Annotated in this window: 18 protein-coding genes; 9 read left to right on the top strand and 9 right to left on the bottom strand. The window is 65.8% G+C overall.

The features are described 5' to 3' along the window. Positions 1-153 precede the first annotated feature (153 nt). From G3446_RS07855 to G3446_RS07835, 5 genes are all read left to right on the top strand, one after another. Entirely contained in the window at positions 154-1815 is a 1662-nt protein-coding gene (locus tag G3446_RS07855; protein WP_164452275.1) for a DnaJ domain-containing protein, read from the top strand. Between the two features lie 316 nt (positions 1816-2131). Further along, the gene (locus tag G3446_RS07850; RefSeq protein WP_164452274.1) at positions 2132-2494 is read left to right on the top strand and encodes a SpoIIAA family protein; all 363 of its coding nucleotides are present in this window, start codon (positions 2132-2134) and stop codon (positions 2492-2494) included. A 543-nt stretch (positions 2495-3037) separates the two neighbouring features. Further along, a complete protein-coding gene (locus tag G3446_RS07845; protein WP_164452273.1) occupies positions 3038-3973 on the top strand; it encodes an NADH-quinone oxidoreductase subunit B family protein in 936 nt (311 codons plus the stop codon). Between the two features lie 3 nt (positions 3974-3976). Beyond that, on the top strand, positions 3977-5491 hold the full coding sequence (locus G3446_RS07840; protein WP_164452272.1) for a nickel-dependent hydrogenase large subunit: 1515 nt from the start codon (positions 3977-3979) through the stop codon (positions 5489-5491). Next, the gene (locus tag G3446_RS07835; RefSeq protein WP_164452271.1) at positions 5484-7751 is read left to right on the top strand and encodes a hydrogenase maturation protease; all 2268 of its coding nucleotides are present in this window, start codon (positions 5484-5486) and stop codon (positions 7749-7751) included. Before G3446_RS07840 ends, G3446_RS07835 begins: the two co-directional genes overlap by 8 nt. 87 nt (positions 7752-7838) lie before the next feature. On the opposite strand, the gene G3446_RS07830 is transcribed toward G3446_RS07835, so the two are convergent. Further along, positions 7839-10091: a patatin-like phospholipase family protein gene (locus G3446_RS07830; RefSeq protein WP_164452270.1), complete on the bottom strand. Its 2253-nt coding sequence runs from the start codon at positions 10089-10091 to the stop codon at positions 7839-7841. A gap of 99 nt (positions 10092-10190) precedes the next feature. Further along, positions 10191-11561 carry an HDOD domain-containing protein gene (locus G3446_RS07825; protein ID WP_164452269.1) on the bottom strand — a complete coding sequence of 457 codons (1371 nt, stop codon included), beginning with the start codon at positions 11559-11561 and terminating at the stop codon, positions 10191-10193. Positions 11562-12757: 1196 nt separating this feature from the next. Between G3446_RS07825 and G3446_RS07820 the strand changes: the two genes are divergently transcribed. Further along, complete coding sequence (locus tag G3446_RS07820) at positions 12758-13606, top strand: Rpn family recombination-promoting nuclease/putative transposase (protein ID WP_164452268.1); 849 nt, start codon at positions 12758-12760, stop codon at positions 13604-13606. An 83-nt stretch (positions 13607-13689) separates the two neighbouring features. Here G3446_RS07820 and G3446_RS07815 read toward each other — a convergent pair whose 3' ends face one another. The 4 genes from G3446_RS07815 to G3446_RS07800 all read right to left on the bottom strand — a co-directional run bounded on the left by G3446_RS07815 (position 13690) and on the right by G3446_RS07800 (position 17625). Further along, the gene (locus G3446_RS07815; protein ID WP_164452267.1) at positions 13690-14895 is read right to left on the bottom strand and encodes an ABC transporter permease; all 1206 of its coding nucleotides are present in this window, start codon (positions 14893-14895) and stop codon (positions 13690-13692) included. Beyond that, positions 14895-15623, bottom strand: a complete 729-nt coding sequence (locus G3446_RS07810) for an ABC transporter ATP-binding protein (protein WP_342450064.1) — start codon at positions 15621-15623, stop codon at positions 14895-14897. The genes G3446_RS07815 and G3446_RS07810 overlap by 1 nt, the downstream gene beginning before the upstream one ends. After that, on the bottom strand, positions 15620-16906 hold the full coding sequence (locus G3446_RS07805) for an efflux RND transporter periplasmic adaptor subunit (protein ID WP_164452266.1): 1287 nt from the start codon (positions 16904-16906) through the stop codon (positions 15620-15622). Before G3446_RS07805 ends, G3446_RS07810 begins: the two co-directional genes overlap by 4 nt. 416 nt (positions 16907-17322) lie before the next feature. Beyond that, on the bottom strand, positions 17323-17625 hold the full coding sequence (locus G3446_RS07800) for a hypothetical protein (RefSeq protein ID WP_164452265.1): 303 nt from the start codon (positions 17623-17625) through the stop codon (positions 17323-17325). A gap of 607 nt (positions 17626-18232) precedes the next feature. Between G3446_RS07800 and G3446_RS07795 the strand changes: the two genes are divergently transcribed. After that, positions 18233-18652 carry a DsrE family protein gene (locus G3446_RS07795; protein ID WP_164452264.1) on the top strand — a complete coding sequence of 140 codons (420 nt, stop codon included), beginning with the start codon at positions 18233-18235 and terminating at the stop codon, positions 18650-18652. Positions 18653-18815: 163 nt separating this feature from the next. Here the strand turns inward: G3446_RS07795 and G3446_RS07790 are convergent, their stop codons facing one another. Continuing rightward, a complete protein-coding gene (locus G3446_RS07790; RefSeq protein ID WP_164452263.1) occupies positions 18816-20609 on the bottom strand; it encodes an AAA family ATPase in 1794 nt (597 codons plus the stop codon). Positions 20610-20747: 138 nt separating this feature from the next. On the opposite strand from G3446_RS07790, the gene G3446_RS07785 reads away from it, so the two are divergent. Both G3446_RS07785 and G3446_RS07780 read left to right on the top strand, forming a co-directional pair. Then, complete coding sequence (locus G3446_RS07785) at positions 20748-21344, top strand: YfbR-like 5'-deoxynucleotidase (RefSeq protein ID WP_164452262.1); 597 nt, start codon at positions 20748-20750, stop codon at positions 21342-21344. A gap of 197 nt (positions 21345-21541) precedes the next feature. After that, positions 21542-23158, top strand: coding sequence for a methyl-accepting chemotaxis protein (locus G3446_RS07780; protein ID WP_164452261.1), 1617 nt, complete (start codon positions 21542-21544; stop codon positions 23156-23158). Positions 23159-23396: 238 nt separating this feature from the next. Here G3446_RS07780 and G3446_RS07775 read toward each other — a convergent pair whose 3' ends face one another. Together G3446_RS07775 and G3446_RS07770 are read right to left on the bottom strand one after the other, a co-directional pair. After that, complete coding sequence (locus tag G3446_RS07775; RefSeq protein ID WP_164452260.1) at positions 23397-24509, bottom strand: protein-glutamate methylesterase/protein-glutamine glutaminase; 1113 nt, start codon at positions 24507-24509, stop codon at positions 23397-23399. Between the two features lie 69 nt (positions 24510-24578). Continuing rightward, a complete protein-coding gene (locus G3446_RS07770) occupies positions 24579-25196 on the bottom strand; it encodes a chemotaxis protein CheD (protein WP_164452259.1) in 618 nt (205 codons plus the stop codon). Between the last annotated feature and the right edge of the window lie 12 nt (positions 25197-25208).

Raw genomic sequence — 25208 nt, 5'->3', positions numbered from 1 at the left:
CTGCTCGAAGGATAGCGCAGAAGCGGCGGACGCAGCGGAGCCTTGCGTGGAGCGCGGCGCCACCCGCGCAAGCGCCGCTCCAGCCCCTGCACCTACGGGCTATAGTGGGGCCTCGTAAAGATGCGCGAGTCAGCCGACCGAGTCTCTACAAAGATGGCAGCACATTGGACCCAGCAGGTCGCCAAATCCCTCTCGACCGGGCGCGACTCGCCTGCCATCGAGACCCATCTCGACGCCCTGCTCCTTTGGCTGAGCAATCCCGAGCACCCGCGCGTCGGGGACTTGGATCGCGCCATCGGCAGGCGGCACCTGAGTCGCCAAGAGGCCGCAAGACGCGCCTTCCGAATCCTCGACGGTCTCCTCTTCGATCGGCCCGAGGGACGCGTCAACCTGAGGCTGGGGCTGCCGGACGACGCCGACCCGGCTCACATCAAAGGGCGCTACCGACGCTTGGTCCAGGTCTATCACCCAGACCGCCACCCGGAGCGCACCAAGTGGGCGACAAGGCGCACGGACCTGCTCAACCGAGCCTTCGACAGCCATCGCAAGGGGGCGGCCCAGGGAGCGGCGCGGGCCGCAGCCCGATCCGGTCCCACACCGAGACCCGGAGCGCGCTGGAGCAAGGGCTTAGCCGCGCTTGGGAAATGGCTGGATCGACGCTTACCGGGAGAGCTCAGGTCCCTTCCGGAGCGCATACGCGGCCTGTCCAGGGCAAGGCAAGGCCTCCTTGTCGGCGTCCTCGGCTGCCTCGCCGTTCTCATCATCGCCATCGGCCTTCAGCCCGAGGAGACGCCCAGCCGCCCCACCCCCAGGATCATCCATCACCCACTTGGGGAAGCGCCCAAACAGTCCGCCACGGCTGCCGCCGAGCAAAGGCACGATCAAGCGGACACAGAGCCCCAGAGGGCACGGACCACGACCGCGGCGGAGCAGACCGAGGAGCCTGATCACAAGGTTTCGACGGATGCGAAGGCGGAGCCCGCAATCTCCCAGGCACCGCAGCCGGATGACCGGCAGGACAGGGCTTCGCGAATCGCACCGCCGGCTGGACAAGAAGAAACGAAAGGAAAAGTCGAGAAGAAGCCGAGCCAGACGAGGCAGCCAGCCCCTGAGATCGCAAGCCCGGCAGAGGAGGAGCCGTCGGAAACCATCGGCCACGCGAGCGCGCCGGATCAGCACGCGAATCGCGCCGCTGACACACCAGAGAGCGCATCGAGCCCGCAAGAAGAGCCGCAACCGAGCGCCGCGCAGGGGATCGATGCCCGGTCACTCGCGCGATCGGCCGAGCCCCCAAGGAGCGGCAGCGCCACCTCGATGCCGCGCGCACCCCGACTCAGCATTCCGCCAGCCGAGCCGCCGACCCCGCCGGAGCCGCCCGCCGCTCCTGACCTGCCGCTCCAGATCAGCGCGGCCGCCATCGCAACGCCGGACGTACCGGCCGTCACGACCGCTCCTGGAGATTGCGGCACCGTGCCCGAGCTCCTTCGGCACTTTCAACGCAACTACCAGGCAGGCACCCTCGACCGATTCATGGCGCTCTACAGCCCTCACGCCAAGGAGAACGACCTCGCAAACTGGTTCGCGATCCGTCAGACCTACTTGGACTGGTTCAGGAAGACCTCGGCACGACGCATCGCCTTCGAGCAGCTGCAGTTCGAGCCGACCGCCAAGGGCGACCGCTGCGCGGCCATCGCCCTCTTCCAGGTCAGCTATCTGGACGCCCAATCGCTGCTCGTGACCAAGGCGGGCGTGATTCAACTGCTGCTCGAGCACGACGATGGCGGCGGACTCAGGATCTTGCGGCTGCGGTATTGACGGGGGCAGTTGTCAGTTGTCAGTTGTCAGTTGTCAGTTGTCAGTTGTCAGTTGTCAGTTGTCAGTTGTCAGTAGAGAGGATAGTGGCCCGAGTGAGCTTTCAGCGAGTTGCGTTTTGCTTGATCGACGTCGCAGGTGTTACGGCAGCTTGGCCTCGTTTTCGCTCGGGTGGAGCGCCATCAGCAGCGGGCTGCAGCCCGACTAGACTGGGAAAGAGGGTGCGGTCTCGCGGCGGCGGTGTTGGAGCTCCGACCTCGGAGCGGCCGGGCGCGCGTGGACTGCCGGTTCGTCCTGACGTTCAGCAGAGGTAGACGCCATGATCGAGAGAATAGAAACGGGCTCGAGCGCTGTTATCGGCTTCAAGCTCAGCGGAAAGCTGCATGACGAGGACTACAAGACGTTCGTGCCGGAGCTCGAAGCGGCACTGGCCGCCGAAGGCAAGATCAGCCTGCTTGCCCACTTCCATGATTTCCACGGCTGGGATCTCCAAGCGGCTTGGGATGACTTCAAACTGGGCATAGCGCACTACTCCAACTTCGAGCGCATCGCTCTGGTCGGCGACAAGGCATGGGAGCATTGGATGGCAAAGCTCTGCCGGCCCTTCACGCGCGCTGAGGTCAGGTACTTCGACGCCAGCGAGATCGACACCGCGATGCGCTGGGCCAAAGGCGAGACCTAGGTCGAGCTTGGGGCCAGTGTGACGCCGTCGGCATTCGTCGGCGCGATTAGGTAGATATACTTAGGCGATTGCTGGAAATTCGTCTACCAGGTGGCGCCGGATTGAGGTCCGCCTTCAAGGAGGGCCGGCAGGAGCATCCCCGAGCGATGTGACTGCCGGCGCGACACAGAGGGCAGGCGTCAAGACAAGCCAGATGGTATGAGAATTGACAGGAGTCGCCTTATCCAGTCAGGCGAGCGTCTCGGATGACGCGGCGCCCCTCAGCGTGCAGGAGGCACTGATGAAGCAGCGAAGATTCTCGTCGACACGCCGAAGTCGGCGACGCCGGTACGGGCAAGCCAAGGGGCCGACGCGCCCTAACGATCGGTCGTGCCCGATGCTGCTGCAAGCCCCGCTCAGACTCCCAAGCCCCACCGCAAGACGCCCCGAGCCGATCGACGAGCGCGCCGACGCCACTTCTTGCCTCGCGCGCACGCCAGGACGAGATCAACCCACAGGACGTCAGCAGCATTCAGCCGCCGTGAGCGGCAACCGGAGTCGCCAATGAAGAATATCCTCTGGATGCAGACCGGCTCATGCAGCGGAGATTCCATGGCGCTGCTCTGCGCCGAGCGTCCCGCGCTGGAAGGGCTCCTCGATCACTTCGGCGCACGGCTGCTCTGGCATCCCTCGCTGACCGCCGAGACGCGCTTCGGCCCAGTGCTCGAGGCCGTGACGACGGGACGCGAGCGCCTCGACATCCTGTGCATCGAAGGCAGCCTGCTGACCGGCCCGAACGGCTCCGGCCTCTACGACACCTGGAAATCGCGCCCCAAGATCGACATCGTCCGCGCGCTTGCCGAGTGCGCCGAGCAGGTCGTCGCCATGGGCACCTGCGCGGCCTTCGGCGGCGTCCATGCCGCGCCGCCCAACCCCACTGACTGCATGGGCCTGCAATTCATGCAGACCACCCCGGGGGGACTCCTCGGTCAGAACTGGCGCGGCAAGCACGGACTGCCTGTCATCAATGTCGCCGGGTGCCCAGCGCACCCCAATACCATGGCCAAGGTGCTGGCCATGCTGCTCGAGGATGCGCCCATCGCCCTGGATGATCTCAACCGGCCCGCCGCCTTCTTCTCGACCATGGTCCATCAGGGCTGCACCAGGAACGAATACCACGAGTACGACGCCGAGGACGATGTGCTGGGCGGGCGCGGCTGCCTCTTCTTCAGCCTGGGCTGCCGCGGCCCCCTGACCGCCGCGCCTTGCAACGCCGACCTCTGGAACGGTCAAAGCAGCAAGACGCGCGCGGGTGTCCCTTGCTTCGGCTGCACCTCGCCCAGCTTTCCGGCCGACCGGGACCTCTTCGCGACGCCCAGGATCGGGGCCGTGCCCAAGGCCCTGCCGCTGGGCGTCTCGCGGGCCAGGTACATGGCGTACAAGAACCTGGCCAAGGCCGCCGCGCCCGAGCGCATCGTCGAACGCAAGATGGAGCCCTGATCCATGTCCCGCATCACTGTCGACATCGACCTCAACCGCGTCGAGGGCGACCTCGAGCTGCAGGTCGACGTCGAGGAGGGCGTCATCGTCGACGCACGCTGCATCGGGACCCTATACCGCGGCTTCGAGCAGATTCTCATCGGGCGCGCGCCGCGCGATGCCCTGGTGATCACACCCAGGGTATGCGGGATCTGCGGCACGGCGCATCTCTACGCCGCAGTTCGCGCACTCGAGCAGCTCGCCGGCATCAACCCGCCGCGTCATGCGGGCCACATCCGCAATCTCTGTCTCATGGCGGAGACGCTACAGAGCGACCTGCGCCAGACATTTCTCTTCTTCACGCCCGACTTCTGCCATCCGAGCTACGCCGGGCACCCGATGGCCGATGTCATCGCCCGAGCCTTCGCGCCCTTCAAGGGCAGGGTCGCCCGCGGCGCCTTGGAGGCTAGCCGCAACGTCCTCAAGCTCGTCGCCATCTTCGGCGGGCAGTGGCCGCACTCCAGCTACATGGTACCCGGGGGCGTCACCCTTCCGGCCACTGGCAACCGCCTGCTCGAAGCCAAGGACGTGCTGGCGCGCGTTCGCGCCTGGATGGAGCAAGACGTCATCGGCGACGACCTCGACACCTGGCTCGCCGTCCCGAGCGGACCCGAGCTCTTCACCTGGCTGGAAAGCGTCCCGGCACATCGCGACGGCGGGCTCGGCCTGTTTTCCCGCTTCGCGCGCTCCATCGGACTGCATACCCTCGGCCGGGGCTCCCCCCATTTGCTCAGCTTCGGGCTGAGCCCGACCCCAAACGGTAGCCGAGCCCTTGCGCCAGGCTTTTTCAATGGCGATACCTGTCGCGTCGAGCCACTGGATCAGCCGCGTATCAACGAGCACGTCAGCCACAGCTGGTTTCTCGACTACCCCGGCGGCCGCCACCCCTGGCAGGGCGAGACCATCCCAGATCACAAGCCGGACGCCCGGCACTACAGCTGGGCCAAGGCACCACGCTACAGCGACAAGGTGGTCCAGACAGGACCCCTGGCGGAGCTGCGGGTCGGCGCAGAGCCCCTGATCACCAACCTGCTGAGTGCCGAGGGCGACAACACCTGGCTGCGCCAGTTCGCCCGCTTGCGCCGCGCGACCTGGGTGCTGCGGAGCATGCAGGAGACCCTGAGCGCATTGGGCGGATGTCTGGACGAGCCCCACTTCGTCGATCCCAAGGTCGGAAAATGGCCGGACGGTCAGAGCTACGGCCTGGTCGAGGCCGCGCGCGGGGCACTGGGGCACTGGGTGCGGATCGAGGACGGGCGGATCGCCAAGTACCAGATCGTCACGCCGACCGCCTGGAACGCCTCCCCGCGCGACAGCCAGGACCAGCCGGGACACTGGGAGCAGAGCCTCATCGGACTGCGCATCCCTGACATCGACGACCCCGTGCAAGTCGGCCACATCGTGCGCTCGCACGACCCCTGCCTGGTCTGCACCGTCCACTTCATCGGCCAGGCACGCAAGACCTACGCTTGTGTCTGAGCGGCTGCGCATCCTCTGCTTCGGAAACCCGCTGCACGGCGACGACGGCTTCGGCCCCGCCGTCGCCGCCGCACTGCGCCGCCTGGAGCTGCCGGACTGGGCGGGCGTCTACGATTGCGGCACGCGTGGACTGGAGGCGCTGAGCCTCTTCGAGGATTGCCCGGAGCTAGTCCTGGTCGATGCCATCGTCGGGGACAACCCCGGCAAGCTGCAACAGCTCTCCGCCGAGGAGATTCCAGTCGAGCCGGCCTCGACCGGCAGCCACGGCGCGGGCGTGGGCAGCTTGCTCGCGACAGCGCGGCAGACGCTTGAGTCCCTTCCGGCCATCACCTGCCTCGCCGCTGAGACGGAGTCCTGCGCCCCCTTCGCGCCAGGGCTCTCCATCGAAGTCGCCGCATCCGTCGGCGAGACCCTCTGTCTCATCCGCGAGCGCTGGCTCCATCCCTCGCGGGAGACGGAAGACGAGCTGAGGGACGAGATCGAAGTCCTCCGTCAGGCCAAGGATACCTTGGAAGCCGAGCTCATTAGCAGCACCGAGGCGCTGGACCTGCTGATCGAGGCACAAGCGCGGCAAGAGGAAGAGCTGAAGCATCGCTCCAAGGCGCTCGCTCAGCTCAACGCCGCCATGGAGCGGGCGATCGGCACCATGGCGGAGCTCTTCGTGCTACTTGGCGCGGACGGGCGCATCACCAAGGTCAACCGCCTCCTCGAGAAAGAGCTTGGCTACCAGACCCAGACGCTGATCGGCGACTACCTAGAAAGATGCCTGTCGCAGGAGGCGCTGCGCGGCTTTCGCGCCATACTGCCGGACGCGCTCGCCGGCCCCGTCCTGCTCAACGCCATCCGCTTCAGCGGCGGTCATCTGCAGGCGGAAGTGGGATTCAGGCGTGAGGGCCGGCAGGACGAGATCCCCTATCTGCTGAATGCGCGCCTGCTCTACGGCGAAGCCGGCAAGCTGGAGGGCGCCATCGTCGTGGCGACCAACATCTCCGCCCTGAGGACCCGCGAGCAAGACCTGCGCGACAGCCAGCTGCGCCTGCAGCGCACGGCCGAGGAGCTGAAGGTCCACCGCGACAACCTGGAGAGCCTGGTCGAGACGCAGACCCACGATCTACGAGTGGCCAAGGAGCTTGCCGAATCGGCAAACCGGGCCAAGAGCGTCTTCCTGGCGAACATGTCCCATGAGATCCGCACCCCGATGAACGTCATCCTGGGGTTCGCCCACATCCTTCAGCGCGACCTCAGGAGCGCGGGGCATCGCGACAGGATCGACCGCATCGTCACCGCGGCCAAGCATCTACTCGGCATCCTCAACGACATTCTCGACTTCTCCAAGATCGAGGCCGAGCAGGTGCGGATCGAGCACACCGCGGTCGACATCGAGAACATCGTCGACCACGTGCGGACCATGATGAGCGAGCGCCTCCAAGGCGAGGCGGTCAAGCTCGCGCAAGCGATCGACCCCCGCCTACGCGGTCCGACGCTCTTGGGGGATCCGCTGCGGATCAGCCAGATCCTCCTCAACTACACCAGCAACGCCATCCGCTTCACCGAGCAGGGCAGCGTCACCATCCGCGCCCAGCTCGACCAGGACGACGGCGACTGGATCCGCGTGTGCTTCGAGGTCGAAGACACCGGCATCGGCATCCCCGAGGAGGCCCTCGACCGCATCTTCGAGGCCTTCGAGCAGGCCGAGAGCCAGACCACGCGCAAGTACGGCGGAACCGGCCTGGGGCTAGCCATCTCGAAGCGGCTGGCACGCCTGATGGGCGGGGACGTCGGGGTGCGTAGCGTCCTCGGCCAAGGCAGCTGTTTCTGGATGACCGTGATCCTCGAGCGCAGCGCCCCAGAGTCTCTGGAGCCGAGCAGCCAGCTGATCCAATCCGTCCGCGCCGGGAGCCGTGTCCTGTTGGTCGAGGACAACGAGATCAATCAACTGGTGGCCATGGAGCTCCTCGGCCAGCTCGGGCTCAGCGTCGCGCTGGCCAGCGACGGCCAAGAGGCCGTGACCCAGGCGCGCAAGGAGCTTTTCGACCTCATTCTCATGGATATGCAGATGCCCGTCATGGACGGCTTGGAGGCGACCCGAGAGATCCGCGCCAACGGAAGCCGCGTCCCCATCGTCGCCATGACGGCAAACGCCTTCGACGATGACAGGATGCGCTGCGAGGAAGCCGGCATGGACGACTTCATCGCCAAGCCGGTCGACCCGGATCTGCTGCACGACACCCTGGCGAAATGGATCCCGGCCGCTGACTGAGTACGTCACTCGGAATCCTGGCACGCCTCTGCACCCTGGCACCCTGGCACCCTGGCACCCTGGCACCCTGGCACCCTGGCACCCCAATCAGGGTACCCCGATCAGCACGTAGACCGAGGTCTCGCCATCCGCAGAGAGCCCCAGACCCAAGTAGGCCGGACCGATCCAAGTATCCGAGCCGAAAAAGACGCTCCCGCCGTAGCGGGTCTCTTCCTTGGATAGCAGTACATCCGAGCCATCGCTCGGAGTCGGCACCAGACCGTCGGAAAGCCAGCCCGCCTCGAGCGAGGCACCAAGATAGAGACCTCGGCCGATCGGCGGCGGCAGCGCCGCGATCTGGCGGTAGTAGACAAGGCTGCCGAAGGCCATCTCATTGCCACGGAACTGCTCGTTCGCATAACCGGACAGCTTGAGAAAGCCGCCCAAGGGGAATTGGTCGTAATACGGCATCTCCGCGCCGAAACTGCTGCCCCCCCTCAGGATCCCGGTGACCGTGTTGGCGCCAAAGCTATGGGCGGCGATCGCCTTCACCTCAGCGCGCGTGTAGTCGACATCCGCGCCCATGGCGGCAAGCGGGCTGATCGCCTCGAGCGACAGCTGCACGCCAGAGCGTGGCGCGCCGACGCTGTCGAGCGTGTCGTAGAGCAGGCGTCCGCGCACACCGGAATCCGCCCGGCTGCCTTCGCTCAATGCTGGCGAGCCGGTATCCAGGTCGATGTCGGTGTGGCCATAGTAGGCCCCCACGCGCGCCTCGACGCCGCTTAGGGTCGTCCCCAGGTCCATGCCGAGGCGCGCGCGTGTCACGTCGTAGCGCGCCACACGCTGATCCCCCAGGAAGACGCTGTGCGGCGCACGGCCGACGTCGACATAGGGCGCCACGAAGCGCGCGCGATCCAGGTCGAGCGGCTGGTAGAGCTCGGTATAAAGGCTGGGCGAGTTGCCGAGCGTCAGCATCGAGGTCCATTCCGCGCCCAGTCGGTTGACCCAGGTCTGGTTGTAGGTCGCACGCAGGCCGAAACGATTGTCGCCCCTGTTGTCGGACGACAGTCCCAGCCCGAAGCCAAGATAGCCTGGCCCCCAGGCCTTTTCGATGGCGTCGACAATCAGCATATCGTCGCCGTCGCGCTGCGGCTCGAAGCGGTAGCTGATGCGCTCGAAGTCGCCGCGACCGTAGAGCCCTTGAATGTCATCGACCAAGCGCTCGCGGTCGAGCGAACGCTCCTGCTGATCGGCGATCAGACCGTTAAAGAGCTGGGGATTCACCCGCTGGAGGCCAGCGACCCGAACCTCGCCGACCTGTCGCACCGGCCGCCCCGGGCCAAAGCGGCCACGCCTCCAGCGGGCATAGGCCTCCGCGCTCAGACTGAAGCGCTCAAGCTCGGCCGCCGCCTTGCGCGCGGCCGTTTCGCCCGTGGCGATGGCCTCTGCGGCGCGCTTGAAGTCGCTGGAGCTGATGTCTCCCAGATCTGGGACGATGAGGACGTCGCGGCCCGGACGGATCTGCTTGAGGGACGTCTTGACGTTCTGCTCAGTCAGAATCGCGATCATCTGGCCGGTGACGCCAAGAATGGTCCCCAGCTGCTCCCGCGGCAGATAGCCGGAGCCCAAGTTGACCGCGATGATGACATCCACATCCAGGTCACGGGCGACATCGATCGGCAGATTGCGCACCAAGCCGCCATCGACATAGATGTTTTCCTCCCACTCCATGGGGGCGAAGAGACCTGGCACCGACATGCTCGCCCGCATGGCCACGGGAAGCGGGCCATCTTTGAAGACCGCCATGTCGCCATTCTCGAGATTGGTCGCCACCGCCCGGAACGGGATCGGCAGATCGTCGAAGCGCTGCACCCGTTCGACGCCCTTGACGAGATCGTTGAAGAAGAGCTGCACCTTCTGGCCGGAAATGGCGCCCTTCGGCAATCGCACCCCGCCGTCGCGCACGCCGAGCGAGAAATCCCAGGTTGGATTAGCGGATGCCTCCTTGCGGTGAGCCGGCCAACCCTTGCGCGGAGGATTGTCATTGAAGAGCACATCCCAGTCGACCTCAGTGACGCGGCGCTCCAGCTCAGCGGCGGGGAGTCCGGCCGCGTAGCCGCCGCCGACAAGCGACCCCATGCTCGTCCCGACCACCACGTGGACCGGGATTCGCATCTCCTCCAGAACCTTGAGCACCCCGATGTGGGCCGCGCCACGCGCGCCTCCGCCGCTCAAGACGAGTCCGATACGCGGGTGCGCGGCGTCCCGCCCAGCACCGACCGCTGGATAAGAGAGCATCACCAGAGAGATCACGAGCGAGACCACGAGGGCCGCTCGCGAGTCGAGCCGACAGCGTTTCATGGATGGGAAACCTCGTCTAGCGAAAGGGCGATGAAGTACAGAGAGATCGCGGTCGGCCGGGACGCCAAGACAATTGTGCAACACCTCACCACCTCGGCATCAGCGCCCGAACTGACGCACGCGCTCCGCCAGTGAGCGTGGGAGATGGCGCATCTGGACCCGCAATTTTGGCAGCACGCGATCGCGGAGCAATCCCTCCGCCGTGAGATCCGGATAGCCGATCGCGCTCAGATACTCGGCGACGAAGATCCTGGGCGACGCACCCTGGATCCCGTGCAGATCGTCATAGCAGCAGCGCGCCAGATAGAGCGCCGCGACATTGGCACGCACCTCCAGCGGAACGCGCTGCGGCGGCGCGAACTCCGGATAGCGGCTGTACTGGATACTGCCACAGAGCAGCTCCGGCAGCTGCCAGGCCCGCAGCAGCTCGGCGCCCATCTCAGCCGGCTCCAGGTCGTCGAAGAGGATGCTCAGGCCCGGATTGTTGGTCTTGAGCAGCTCGATGACCACGAAGCCGATGTCGCAAAGCAGGCCCAGGGTGGCGACCTCGGCGGGACGACCGGCGCGCAGCACCTCGGAGACCGGGGACGCGATCCGCGAGACCTCGATGGCGCGGCGATGCAGCTCCTTGAAGAAGGGCGTATCCGGCAGGCTGCGGCGCATGCTCTCGGACATGATGATCTGATAGACGATGTCATGCCCCATGAGCACGATGGCGTGCCCCACGTTGGTAGTCTTGTGGCGAAAGCCGAACAAGGGCGTGTTGACGGCCCTCAGCAGGGTGGTGGTGAGGGCCGGATCCATGGTCACCAGCTCGACGATCTCGTTCTTGGTCGTGCGCTCGTCGAGCATCTTGCTCAACAGCCGCATGCTGGAGATCGGCAGGGCCTTGACCTTGGAAAAGAGCAGCTTGACCGTCGAAGACTGAGCGAAACCGACACCCTTCTGGGTGCGCTGCGCGTAGAGCAGCTCCGCAAGGATCTCTTCGCGTCCAGTCAGCGCCTCGATCCGGCCGCGAAGCGCGCGCAAGCGCTCGATATTCGCCCGCGCGAGACGCCTGCTCAGGTAGGCCCGCAAGGCATCGTCCAGCTCGCTGAGCCTGGCAGGCTCGATGCCCAGCAGCAAGGTGCTCGTACGCGCGACCGCGGTCGCACCATGGGTGCCAGGCTGATCCAGGTCGGCGTCACCGATCCAGTCGCCCGCTGCCAGCTCCTCGACATGGACCGCGCCGGACTGCTTTAGATGGATGCAGCCGCTCAGCAGCACATAGGCCCTTTCCGCAGGCTCGCCACTCTCGAACAGGCGCTGCCCGGCCGACAGCTCGATCGGTACCAGAGCCTCGACGAGCCGGCGGCGCTCGGCATCCGGCAGACCCGAGAATACGCCGACCTCGCGCACCGCCCGTAGCACCTTGGCCGGATCCGGCGCCTGAGGCGCCAGCGGCTCTGGCTCGTCCGTCCGACGCCACATCCCAAAAAGTCCCACCCAGCTCCCTCCCCCTAGCCTCGCCGCCACATCGAGCAAACAGGATCGGCGCCATGCCGCACCGGGCGCTTTCGCCGAGCGACCCCAAACACCCCAGCCGTCGCCGACTTCGATGACACGGCCTCGATCATCGTCTCGCCCGGCCGCCTTCCGCAGGGTGGTCAAGCGCAGCCTAGTCCAGCAGCACCGGCGCCGGATTCGGTGGGCTCTGCTCTCGCGCGTGCATGCCACCGATCCAACTGACGACCAAGGCCGATGCCCCAAACCTTAGATCAAATGCGGCCTCAGAACGAGAGCGCCCGGCATCAAACTAGGAACAGATCGCGCAGCACCAAGAGCAAGGCCAGGAGATGCGCGACAGGAATGCGGGATACGTCCTATTCTGAGCCCTTCGCCACCGTCGGCCGATCGGCACGGCCACCTTGCAACGACCTGTCTCGGGGGCACCATCAAGCCACCCCTATCGACAGGTCTTGCCTTACCTCAACGTCATGGCTTGCAGAGCCGGAATAGCCCGACCTCGCGCCGCTTGCAAAGCTCCGGAAAAGCAAGACCCCGTGCGGACGCGGATCCTTGAGCCTAGAAAGAGCTGCCAGCCACCAGCAGCCAGCTTAGAGCTTTGTGTTGGAGCTGCTTTCAGGTCTTCTCCGAGTCACTCAACGGGTGAGCAGCTGGCCGATCAAAAAATCCGGCAACTCTATGATTTTCGTCCGCTGGCGGCTGGTAGCTGGAAGCTGACTGCCCCAATTCGGTTGAACCTAGATCCGGCAGTTGGACGGCGTCCAGCGTGGTGTCTGGCAAGGCGCAACGAGGCGTCGTAGTGGTGCTACGACGGAATCTTTCTCAAGAGAGAATCCGTTGCAACGCAGCCAGGCGTCGCGCGGGGCGTGCACTGGGGGGCGTAGCGGCCTTCACCCTGCGGGTGAAGCAGCAGGAAGCCAGGATCTCGATCATGATCCATGTGCTGCATGAAGCGCAAAGCGGTCAACTGCCGGATTTGGGTTGAAACCCAGCTGCGCCTGACGGATGCCCGATAGCGCGATCCGCCAGGCCGACTTCAAGCCAGTACGCAAAGGTTGGTGGATGCCAAACGGCGGAACCGCTCGCGCGCTCTTCCCTATATGGGCTCGCACACATCGCTACGCATTGTAAAGGCTGCGCTATCCCGTTAGCCTCGCCCCATGCACCGCCCCATCGATCCCAAGGTCGACTGCGTCTTCAAGACCCTCTTCGGCTCCGAAGATCACAGCGATTTGCTCATCAATCTACTCAACGCCCTGCTCGGCGAGGAGCTGCCCGCCCCGGTCACCTCAGTCGAGATCGTCAACCCCTACAACGAGCGCGAGACCCTCGACGACAAGCTGACCATCGTCGATGTCAAGGCACGCGACGCGGCGCGGCGGCTTTTCCAAGTGGAGATCCAGCTGCTGACCTTTCCGGATCTGGCCGCGCGCATCCTCTACGCCTGGGCCGATCTCTACAGCCAACAGCTGCAGAGCGGCCAAGACTATTGTGAGCTGCAGCCCGCCTATGTGATCTGGATCCTCGATCAGACCCTGCTCGCCGAGCGCCCGGAGTACGCCCATCGCTTCACCCTGCGCGACGAGCGGGGACGCCCCCTACTCGATCACGGCTCCATTCGCCTGTTCGAGCTGAGCAAATTTGCGATCGAGACCGTCGAAACCGATGCCGAGCGCTGGCTAAAATTCCTCCAGGAGGGCGAGCGACTCGACCCCGATCAGCTTCCCGACTGGATGCAGTCCCCGATCATGAGGCACGCCATGAGCACCCTGAGTCGATTCTCCGAGAAAGAGCGCGATTACCATCGCTACCAGTCCCGTCAGGATGCGCTGCGGCAGCAGCGCGCCATCCAGCGCGCGCTCGAGGAGGCGCGCGGCGCCGTGCAGGCCGAGCGGCAGGCCAAAGAGGCCGAGCGGCGGGCCAAAGAGGCCGAGCGGCAGGCCAAAGAGGACGCCCTCACAGAGGTCGCCCGTCTCAGGGCGCTCCTGAAACAGCGCGATGAGCAGTGACGCGCCTTGACGCCATGCGTGACGGAGCATAGAACACCGGTCCATTGCACGAGGCTCGGGGCGCAGCCAACGGCCAGCCGGCGCTACTCGTGTCTCAGGGCCTCGATAGGATCGAGGCGCGCGGCGCGGCGGGCCGGGAAGTAGCCGAAGATGACGCCGACGGCGGCGGAGAAGAAGAAGGCGATGAGGACGATACCGAGGTTGAAGACGAAGGGCAGGTTCAGCAGCTGGGCGAGCCCGATGGATGCCCCGAGTGCGAGCAGGATGCCGAGGATACCGCCCAGGGAGGACAGGGCCACGGCCTCGACCAAGAACTGAAGCAGCACCTCGCGCTCCAGCGCGCCGATGGCCAGCCGGATGCCGATCTCGCGCGTGCGCTCCGTGACCGAGACCAGCATGATGTTCATGATGCCGATGCCGCCAACCAGCAGGCTGACGGCGGCCACCGCCGTCAGCAGGGCGGTGAGGACACGGGTGGTGCCGGTCAGCATGTTGGTGATCTCCTTGAGATCGCGCACGCTGAAGTCGTCGTCCTCGGACGCCGAAATGTTGCGCCGCTCGCGCAACAGGCGCTCCAGCTCCTTGGTCGTCTCCTCGGTCGAGAAGCCGTCGCGGACGGAGACCTGGATGAGGTTCACGTCCTGATTGCCGGCGATGCGGCGCTGGTAGGTGCGCAGCGGCATGAGCACCAGGTCGTCCTGATCCATCCCCATGGTGCTCTGGCCCTTGGCGCGCAGCAGGCCGACGACCTGGCAGGCCATGGACTTGAGGCGGATCGTCTCGCCGATCGGGTCCATGGCCCCGAAGAGCTCGCGGCGCACGGTGGCACCGATGACGCAGACGGCCCGGCCGCCCCGGAGATCGCTGATCGAGAAGAGGCGGCCGACCTCCAGCTCCCAGTTGCGCACGGTGAAATAGGCGTCGTCCGTGCCCGTCACCGTGGTCGACCAGCTCCGGTTGCCGACCACCGCCGTCAGCGATGTACTGGACGAGGGCGCCACGGCCCGCGCCGCCCGGACGTCGCGACGGATCGCCAGCGCGTCGGCCAGACTGAAGGCGGGTGCATTGGAACGCTGCCCCGGTCCCATGCGCTGACCGACGCGGATCATGAGCAGGTTGCTGCCCAGGCTCTCGATCTGCGAGGCAACCTGGCGTGTCGCGCCATCCCCCAGCGTCACCATGACGATGACCGCCGCCACGCCGATGACAATCCCCAGGATGGTGAGGACCGAGCGCAGCATGTTGCGACGGATCTCGCGCAGGGCGAGCAGCAGGGCGTTCCACAGCATCAGCCGGGCCCTCCGGACGCGACGACGTCGACGACGCGGCCATCCAGAAAACGGATGACGCGATGGGCGTAGGCGGCCATATCCGCCTCGTGCGTGACCATGAGCACGGTCAGCCCGCGCTCGCGGTTGAGGCCGGTGAGCAGCGCCATGATCTCGTGGCTGCGCGCGGTGTCCAGGTTACCGGTCGGCTCGTCCGCCAGCAGGAGACTGGGCTGGGTCACCATGGCCCGCGCGATGGCGACGCGCTGCTGCTGCCCGCCCGAGAGCTCGGCCGGGCTGTGGTGCTCCCAGCCGGTCAGCCCGACCATGGCCAGCGCCTCATGGGCGAGGCGGTGCCGCTCCGCGCGCGGGATGCGGCGATAGATGAGCGGCAGCTCGACGTTCTCCAGTGCTGAGGTCCGATTCAGCAGGTTGAAGCCCTGAAAGACGAAGCCGAGATAGTGCCGCCGCAGCAAGGCACGCTGGTTGCGGTCCAGCGATTCCACCGGGACGCCGCGAAAGCGGTAGGAGCCCTGGGTCGGTGTATCCAGGCAGCCGAGGATGTTCATGGCCGTGGACTTGCCGGAGCCGCTCGGACCCATGACCGCAACGAGCTCACCCTCTTGGATCTGCAGGTCCACGCCGTCGAGCGCGCGCACCTCCGCCACGCCACTCCCATAGATCTTGCTGACCCGGCGGAGCTCGATCAGGGGGACAGGATCGGACGCTGGGGCATCGACCGCAATCACGACGTCGGCTCACTCCGCTCGATACCGATGATGACCTGAGCGCCCGCCTCGAGATCGCCATCGACCACCTGAGTCACGGCCCCGTCCGTCGAGCCGGTCTGGATCTCGACCGACGCCGGCTGGCCTTGGCGCAGCACCCAAGCGACGGCGCCTTTGGGCGTCTTCTCCGGCGGCTCGGCCTGGTGTCCCGAGCCGCGCGGTCGTCTCGGCAGCAGCATGCTGAGGAGATTTGGCCGCCCCTTCGCGCCCTCCTGGCGCGGCGGCATGAAGCGCAGCGCGGCATTCGGCACCAGCAGGACATCGCGCTCCTCGCGCACCAAAATATCGGCAGTCGCCGTCATCCCCGGACGTAGCGAGAGGTCGGCATTGTCGACCGCCAGCAGCGCACCGAAGGTGACGACACCATTGATGGTCTCGGGCGCGAAACGGACCTGGGTGATGGTCGCCGGAAAGGTGCGGTCGGGGTACGCATCCACCGTGAAGACCGCCGTCTGGCCCTCCTCCACCTGCCCCACGTCCGCCTCGTCGACATCGACCTTCAGCTCCATCTGCGTCAGGTTCTCGGCCAGGGTGAAGAGCACGGGCGTCTGCAGGGAGGCCGCGACCGTCTGCCCCGGCTCGACGACACGATTGAGCACGATGCCGTCGATCGGCGAGCGGATCAGGGTCTTCTCCAGGGTGCGCCGGTCCGCGTCCAGCTTGGCCTGCGCCTGCTCGACCTTGGCGCGGGCGACCGCCAGGGCGGCAATGGCGCGCTCGGCCGCGGCCTCGGCCGTGTCCAGCTCCTCCGGGGAGGCGAGCCGCTTTTTGACGAGGTCCCGGGTGCGCCGCAGCTTGTTGGCCGTCTCCTTCGCGGTCGCCTCGGCCTCATCGACCTGGGCCTGCGCCAAGGACAGCGCCGCCGCGGACTGACGCTCGTCGGCGCGATACTTCTCCGGGTCCAGCTTGGCCATGACCTGTGCCTGCCGGACCCGAGCGTTGAAATCGACCTCGACGCTTTGGATGGTGCCGGAGACCTCCGTGCCGACGTCGACCTGGGTCACGGGCTGCAGCTTTCCCGTGGCCGTGACTTCAACTTTCAGGTCGCCGCGACGCACCTCGGCGGTGCGGTAGCTCGGGCCATCTTGCCGGCCATCGCCGACGAGCGCGAGTCCGGCGAGCAGGAGCGTAATGCCCGCCAGCCCCACCCACCAAAGCCAGCGGCGTCGGTGCCGCGACGTACCCTCTACCAGACCGAGACGCGCGGCGACCGCGGGATCCGGCCGATTGCCTGCTTGGCTCATGCGCTACCTACTCAAGCGTCAAAGGGGGCAAGCCTAAACCTCGAAGGTGACCATCGCCCAACTGTGGAGAATCTGCCCAGTCACCGAAGGGTTTCGACGCCAGCCCCCAGAGACATCCGCCAGCCCCTTCGAGGTCGACAGATCGGGCCGCCCCTTTCGAAAGTTTCGCCCCCCATTGATCGCAACACCGATGCCCGAAAGCATTGGGGACAGGATCGCTTTCGATGGGACTGGACACAATCATCGGCATTCGAGCAAGTGGAAAATGGCGCCTCACGCAAAGCTGCGAGCCCATGACCGGCGTGGCCGACATCAATGCTTGGAGTGTCGGCCTCTAGGCCGACAGGTGTTGAGCTGGAGGCCGACACTCCCAACGCCGCACCACCCTGCCACATTGGAGAGAACGGGCACTGGACTCACGCGAAATCGTCGACGCCAGAGACGGAGCGCAGGTTGTCACGCTGCTTGAGCTGGTGGACCGATTCATAGGTCTCAACCGCCTGCCGCGCGTAGCGTCGACCAGCAGAGCCCTCGACGCGCACTGGATGTCGGTTGCGAAGATCGAGGACGACATCTGGCTCGACCTTGGAGATCGGACGCTGAACGACGGGATCGGCCTGGACCGCGGAGGGTCCAGGGAAGATCTGGGGCAAAGCGTCCCGGCTCTGCTCGCTCGGCGTCGAAACAGGTCGCGCGACGATGGCGCCTGGGATCTTCATCTTCGAGATCAGCTGGAGCGCGCAAGTTGGGGATTCGGTGCGGGCGGGGGCGAGTGAACTGACTTCGGAAGATAGGAGCCACAATGCGGTCTAAAGTTCCGCTGTGGAAGTCGCCCAGCCTCTGCCCCAGATGAGCAGGCGGAATCAACTATCGCCGCCTTGCCGATGGGGAGTCAAGGGGTCGGATGCGATGGAAATCGGAGTGCTGCCCCCGATCGAGCTCAGGTGTTTGAGGGGCATAAGCGAATCCTGAACAGGAGCGGTACCGCGACGGGGCTCCGGAGCAGTCAGCTGCGATCACCCCGGCGCGAGCCAACGAAGAATCCTGAATGGCGACCTCGGGCCTCGATCAGCGAGGTGCACATCAGACTGCCGCGACAACGCCTGCGCGGATCGCAAAGGACGCGCAGGCATCTTGACCGAGCGGATCGCGGGCCTGACCTTGGGCTAGCGAGGGGACCTCTTCGGGGAGACCTGGCTCAGCAAGACCCAAGTCGCCGCCAGCGCTTGGGCGATAGCGGAGAGGACTCGGGCATCGGCCGTCCTCGGACCGGCTCCTCGCAACCTGAGAAGAAGGAAACCATGACAATCGAGACGAGGATTTCGCATGAAACGACTACTCACCGCATCCCTGCTGCTCCTGTCCAGCGCTGCACCCACAGCCTTCGCTGGTGACAAGATCGACGTCGTCTATCACGTGTCCGAGGCCAAGAAAGTCCCCTTCGTTCTGAACAACATGCAAAACCACATCGCCGGCATCGGCGGCCCGGAGAACATCAACCTGGTGCTGGTCGCGCACGGGCCGGCGATCAATGCCCTGACGGACATCGAGGCAACGGATCGCGTTCGCAAGGCGGTGGCAAGCCTCAAGGAGCAAGGCACCGAGCTCGACATGTGCGGCAACACCCTCAAAGGGTTCGGTCTCACGCTCGATGAGCTGTTGCCTGGCTTTGTCGAGGTGAGTCAGGGGGGCGTGACGCGGATCGGAGAGCTGCAGTCTCAGGGGTATGTTTACATCCGCCCCTAGCCGATCGGCTGGGACCTGCTCGGACATGGTGCGACCTGTGCCGAGCGCGTCGCCCGCAAGCGGGCTCCTACGGCGGGAAAGCTCGCGTAGGAGTCCGCTTGCGAGCGACTTGGCCGTCTGAAGTCGGCACCGCCAGAATCGAGAAGCCATCGCCGGGCGGTTTCTAGGGCAGCGAGTCACGGACGGATCCGATGGTGCGGATCCACGGCCCTTTCTCGCGGGCGGCCACTGGGAGATCGCCAAGCATGTTTGCGGCCACGGTGCGATTCGGGAAGCTGCCGATGATGCCGATGACGTAGCTGCGCGTCTGGATGTAGTGGATCCCATCGAGCTCAAACCGAGCCAAGAAGACCTGGGAAGTCGCGAAATCACGCCCCGCGACCAATTGAATGGTGTAGCGCTCGCCGTCCTGGCGCATGAGCCAATCGAGGTCTTCGGCCATCTTGCGCTCAGCCTCGTCCATCTTCGAGCCCCCGTCCGCTTCGGCGGCCCCCGGCTTGTCCTCGGCGTCACTCTTCTCGGCTCGATCAGGCCCAGCCGAGGATTGCGCGGTCGGCCCCTCTGGTGACGTCTCGGCACGCCGGACCTCCGCCCCAACCTCAGGCACCCCGTCTCGACTCGCCTCCGTCTCCCGTGCATCGGGCTCGGGCGACGCGGCCACCGGAACCTGGGTAGACGGTGACTCCCGCTCCAAAATCGCCTCTGACTCGGGTGCAGGCCGCTCCTGCGGCAATGCATTCGGTGACGGTTGGGCGCCGCCATTCAGCAGTTTGAGTCCAACGGGGACGAGGATGGCGAGGACGACGAGCACCAGAATCAGCGGGATCAGCCAAGGCCGATTCCAGACGGATGGCTTGGGCGAGGCCGCAGGCTCTGGGACTTGCGGCTTGGCGGGCGGCGCAGGCGTTTGACTGAGCTGGTGCTGGCGCACATGCCTGAGGATCTGCTCGAAATCGTCGGTCGCGGGCTTGGTGTCCTCGCCGACTAGGTAGCGCGCCAGCTCCGGGTCCGACGGCGCCTGAGGCGCCGACCGCGCCGTGGCCACCTCCGAGTCGAGATCCAGGATGCCCTCGGGCTCCTCTTGCGCGGCGTCGACCAGCGCCCGGATGTCCTGGTCGGGCGGCTCCTCGAAGGTCCTAGTGGACTTTCCGCTCGGCGCCAATCCGCCGAGCTTCCGGGTGACGCTCTGGGCGATGCCGCCCGAGCTGCGGCAGCGGCGCGCGAGCCAGGCGTTCGCATTCCGATTCAGCGCCCGCGGCAGGCCCTTGCTGTTGGTCTGCAGCACGGCGATATCGCCGGACGACAAGAAGCTGTCGGGGTCATCCACCCCAGCGGCGCGAAGCCGATGGCGCAGGTAGGCTCCGGCCTGCTCCAGATTGAAGGGCCGCAGGTTCAGGCGCACCACCTGACTATCGTCCAAAGGATCCGGAAGCGGCAGGCTGCCGCGCCCGAACGATTGATCTCCGACCAGGATGAGCCGCAGCCCCTGGCCGCCGGACTCCAGGACCTCCCCGCGCACGCGCAAGAGCCGCTCGATACTCTCCGCGCCGATCAGATGCGCGTCGTCGATCGCCAGGACCAGGGCGCTGCCGGCCCGGGCACGCGTGGCGAGCAGCTCGGAGAGCGGGCGCTGTGGATCATCGAAGCCCCCGCTGCGCAGATGGTTGCGAATCGTGACGTCGATGGCGTCGAAGGGTATGTTGGCCCGACCGCGGAAGGCGATCAGCTCCAGGCCAACCTCGACCGACCCCAGCAGACGCTGGAGCTGGACGCTGCGCCCCGAGCCTTCCGCCCCAGCCAGGATCACGATGGCGCCAGGCGCATGCATCGCGTGCACAGCCGTCTCGATCAGGCTCTCGAGCAGCGGATCGCTGTACAGAAGGTCCTCGCTCGGAACCTCATCGAAGGGCTGCTGACGCAGCTTGAGCTGAGCGAGACATTCGGTATCCAGGGGCATGAGTGAGGTTTTGAAGTCGACTGGACTGAGCGTTGATGGGCTGTTTGCACTGCGGTGGGGCGCCGATGCTACACCCCGCCATAGGGGTGTTCAAGCAAGTGAAGTTATTGAGGCAGCAGCCGTTACAGGGTGGAGAGGATGAACGATCTAAAGCTCAACATGCAGGACATCGCACGCTCTGGGCATGTGACGCGCTGGCATTCGGTGCGCTGCGCCCGCAGCCAGACGCTGGCCGAGCACCACTACCTGGTCACCATGATCGCGCGCGAGCTGATGCGGCGAATCCTCGGTGAGACGCTGCCCGCCGAGACGCAGCTCAGCGTGCTGGAATACGCCCTGACCCATGATACGCCCGAGCTGCTGATGGGTGACCTCCCCTCCCCGCTCAAGCGCCGCATCGCCGAGCTCACTGGCGATCAGGATCCCCTGCCCCGCATCGAGGATGAGATCGCCCCGGAGATCACGCGCTTCAAGAAGGCGCTGCAAGGCTCGCCGCTGGCCTATATCGTCAAGCTCGCCGACCTCATGGACGGCTGCCTCTTCATCCGGGAGGAAGGCATCGGCCGCCACGCCTCGATCGTCGCCGAGAAGTCCGAGACCATGCTGCGCGACAAGGTCCAAGAGGCCCGAGAGCGCTTCTCCGAGCTGGATTGGTCGCAGGTAGTGGAACTCTATTCACAGATGCGAGGCCAGGCCGGGGCCGATAATCGGGTTCTATTCGAAGAGGCGCGCTAGTCGCGCGGCGCGTTGGGTCGCCGCCGCGAGGCGCGAGCCGCTCGGGCGCCGAGGGTCGATCGACCCGACCGCGCTCGGGCCAGCGATAAGAAAGAATGGCCTCACGACGGGTCACGCGGTTTGGACGCCAGTACGCGTTTCGACTCAGCCAGGGGCTCAGCTCAACGGCCACAGAAAGAGAAGACGCGAGAATCGCTATGCGCAAGATCAACGATTTCCCGATTTGGGTACGCCTCCTAGGGGCGATGTGGCTCATCTTGGTGCCAGCATGGACAGGGCTCATCCTGTGGGCAGCAGACCAACAACGACAGACCGCGATCGAGCAGGCCGAGGCCTTCACCAGCACCCTGCACGAAATGACCCTCGCCGGCCTCACCACCATGATGATCACCGGCACCATCAGCCAGCGCGCCGCCTTTCTCGATCAGATCATCGAGCTGCAGAACGTCGATGACCTGCGCGTGCTGCGTGGGCAGCGCGTCATCGACATGTACGGCGAGGGCACGGACCACGAGAAGCCGCGTGACGACATCGAGCGCGCGGTGCTAGAGACCGGCGAGCCCTACCTGGAGCTCTCCGACGACAAGCGCACGCTCCGCGCCGTGACGGCCGCCATCTCGCGCGAGGACTACTTGGGAAAGAATTGCACCACCTGCCATTTGCCGACCTCCAAGGATCAGGTGCTCGGCGCCGTGAGCATGGAAATCAACCTCGATGACGTCAACGAAGACGTGCGCTGGTTCGCCATCAAGATCTTCGCCATGGCGGCCCTGCTCAGCTTGCCCGTGCTGTTCATCCTCTACTTCTTCACCACGCGCTTCGTCACTCGTCCGCTGCGTCAAATGACGGTCGGGCTGCAGGGCATCGCCCAGGGCGACGGCGATCTGACTCATCGGCTACTTGCCAACAATATGGATGAGATCGGCCAGGCATCCAAGGCGTTCAACGCCATGATGGACAACTTCCGCGATCTCATCAGCCGGATTCTCGGTTCGACCGCGCAGTTGACGCAGGCCGCCGCCAACCTCGCCAACATCACCGAGCAAACCAATGCGGGCATCGCCCAGCAGCGCAACGAGGTCGACCAGCTGGCCTCCGCGATGAACGAGATGAGCGCCACGGCTCAAGAGGTCGCGCACAGCGCCCAGCAGGGATCGGATGCCACCCATGGCGCACAGGATGCGGCCGTATCAGGTAAGGATGTCGTCTACGGCACCATGTCGCAGATCGAGCAGTTGGCCGAAGAGGTCCAGAACGCCTCCGAGGTCATTCGCGAGCTCGGCCGCGACAGCGAGGAGATCGGCAAGGTGCTCGACGTCATCCGCGGCGTTGCCGAGCAGACCAACCTGCTGGCGCTGAATGCGGCCATTGAGGCCGCCCGCGCTGGCGAGGCCGGACGCGGATTCGCGGTCGTCGCGGACGAGGTGCGCTCGCTCGCCAACCGAACCCAGTCCTCGACCGAGGAGATCCAGAGCATGATCGAGCGCCTGCAGCAGGCCAGCCGACGCGCCGTCACGGTCATGGATGCCAGCAAAGCGCACGCCGAAGAGAGTCGCGGGCGCGCGGTCGAGGCCGAGCAGTCCTTGGAGGCCATCACGGCCGCCATGACCACGCTCAACGACGTCAACACTCAGGTGGCGAGCGCCGCGGAGGAGCAGAGTGCCGTCGCGGAGGAGATGAACCGCAACGTCACCACCATCTCCGACGCGGCGGAGGGCAACGCCCAGGGCGCCAGCCAGACCACGGAGGCCTCCGAGCAGCTCGCCCGCCTCGCCGAGGAGCTCCAGGAGCTGGTGGGTCACTTCAAGGTCTGAGGGCCAGCACTGAGGATCCTGGAGGTTGTCCAAGGATTCTCAGCGCACCACCAAGATGCCGTCTTGCGGCAGGTTGGGCCGACGCAGGAGGCCCAACAAACAGCCCATTAGGCCGACCGCTTAATCTCCGTAGGGTGAACGAGCGAGAGCGAAGTCCCCCGAATCCCGCGCTGGCGTTGGTGGACCGCGCTGCGCTTGTCCACACGGAACTTACAGAGCTCAGCTGGCCGAAACGCAATCAGGCGCGCGCGGCGGCTCTAAGATAGGCCTGCCGCGTCGGGGCCTGGACGACGATGCCGGGGATCTGCGGCAGACCCACAATGGCATCCACGCCGCCGAGCTTCACCGCTTCCTTCGGCATGCCGTAGACGACACTGGTCTGCTCGTCCTGCGCAACCGTCATGGCGCCCGCCTCATGCATCTCCAAGAGCCCGCGCGCCCCGTCGTCCCCCATCCCCGTCATGATGATGCCGACCGCGTTGGGTCCGGCCGACTGCGCGCTGGAGCGGAAGAGCACATCCACGGAGGGCCGATGGCGGCTGACCAGGGGACCGCTCTTGACCTCGACCCGGTACTGGGCGCCGCTGCGCCTGAGCAGCAGGTGGTGCGTGCCGGGCGCGATGAGCGCGAGCCCCGGAATGACGCGATCGCCGTCGCGCGCCTCGCGCACCTCGATCTCGCAGAGCTGATTGAGGCGCGTCGCAAAGACCGCGGTGAACTGGCCGGGCATGTGCTGAACCACGACGATGCCGGGCGCGGTGCGCGGCAGACGGGTCAGAACGTACTCCAGGGCCTGGGTCCCGCCGGTCGATGTCCCGACCGCCACCACGCGGTCCGTCGTCGCCGAGAGCGGCTTGAAGGCCCGATCCGCGACCACGGCATCGGCCTTCAGCTTGGCCTGCATCGGACGCGCCGAAGGCGTTTGGGGAGACCGGGCGATCTTCTCCATGCGCGCGCGGCTGGCCGCCTTGATGGCGTCGCCGAGCAGCGTCTTGGACTCCTCGAGGAACTGGCGCAGACCGACCTTCGGCTTGGCGATGACATCGACCGCACCCGCACTCATGGCCTGCATGGTGACCTCGGCGCCCTTCTCGGTCAGCGTCGAGCAGATGATGACCGGCGTCGGCCGCTGGCGCATCAACTGCCTCAAGAAGGTGATGCCGTCCATCCTGGGCATCTCGATGTCCAGGACGATGACGTCCGGCCACTCCTTCTCCATCGCCTTCTGCGCGAAGATGGGATCACGAGCGGCGCCCATGACCTGAATCCCGCCGATGCCGCCCAGCTGCTCCGTGAGCACCTGCCGAACCACGGCCGAATCGTCGACGATCAGTACCTTGACCTGAGGCATATCAGCCCACTCCGTCTACAAGACCTGTCACTTCGCATCCACCCCGGATCACGACACTCCCAGGGCACCCTAGGCCTTCGACCCGGGACCGTCCTCGAAGAAATCGACCTGAGGCTTGCGCTGCTTGGCCGCGATGGCGTGACGTAGATAACCGCGCTCTTCATCGATGATGGCGACGGTGCTCGAGCGCGGGACCCGTCTCAGGTAGACCGAGTAGTCGCCCCCGTAGAAATAGATCTGACGCCCGTTGAGGCCGCCCAAATCCTGGGCGACGAGCGGAATGCCATCCTGCTCGAGAAAGCGGCGCACAAACTGCACATTGGCGGTGCCGATGCTGTAGCGCTCCGGTAGGGCGCCGGAGGACACCTGCAGGACATTAGCCCCGCCAAAGGCCTTGGCGCGTAGCCGCTCGCGTCGCGCGCCGAGCTTGAGCGCCTTATTATCGATGAGGATCTCCATCGCCCACAGCCCGTAGCGTCCCGCGTTCGAGTCCAAGGTCGCCGGGCCGGCCGCCGGATTGCGCACCGGCAGCAGAAAATGGTTCATTCCGCTCACATGCGCGACCGGATCGAAGAGACAGACCGCGACACAGGAGCCCAGCAGCGTGGAAAGCATCATGGGCTCGCGGGTCACGCAGTGCTCGCCCGGCCGCAAGAAACGCTTCCTGACCCGTCTCAGCCCCTCCATTGCCTTGTGCTG

Origin of the sequence: Thiorhodococcus minor, from assembly GCF_010820565.1 — a bacterium.
GTDB lineage: Bacteria > Pseudomonadota > Gammaproteobacteria > Chromatiales > Chromatiaceae > Thiorhodococcus > Thiorhodococcus minor.
Note: the sequence above shows the minus strand (reverse complement) of the source record. Positions and strands in the feature narration are given on the sequence as shown.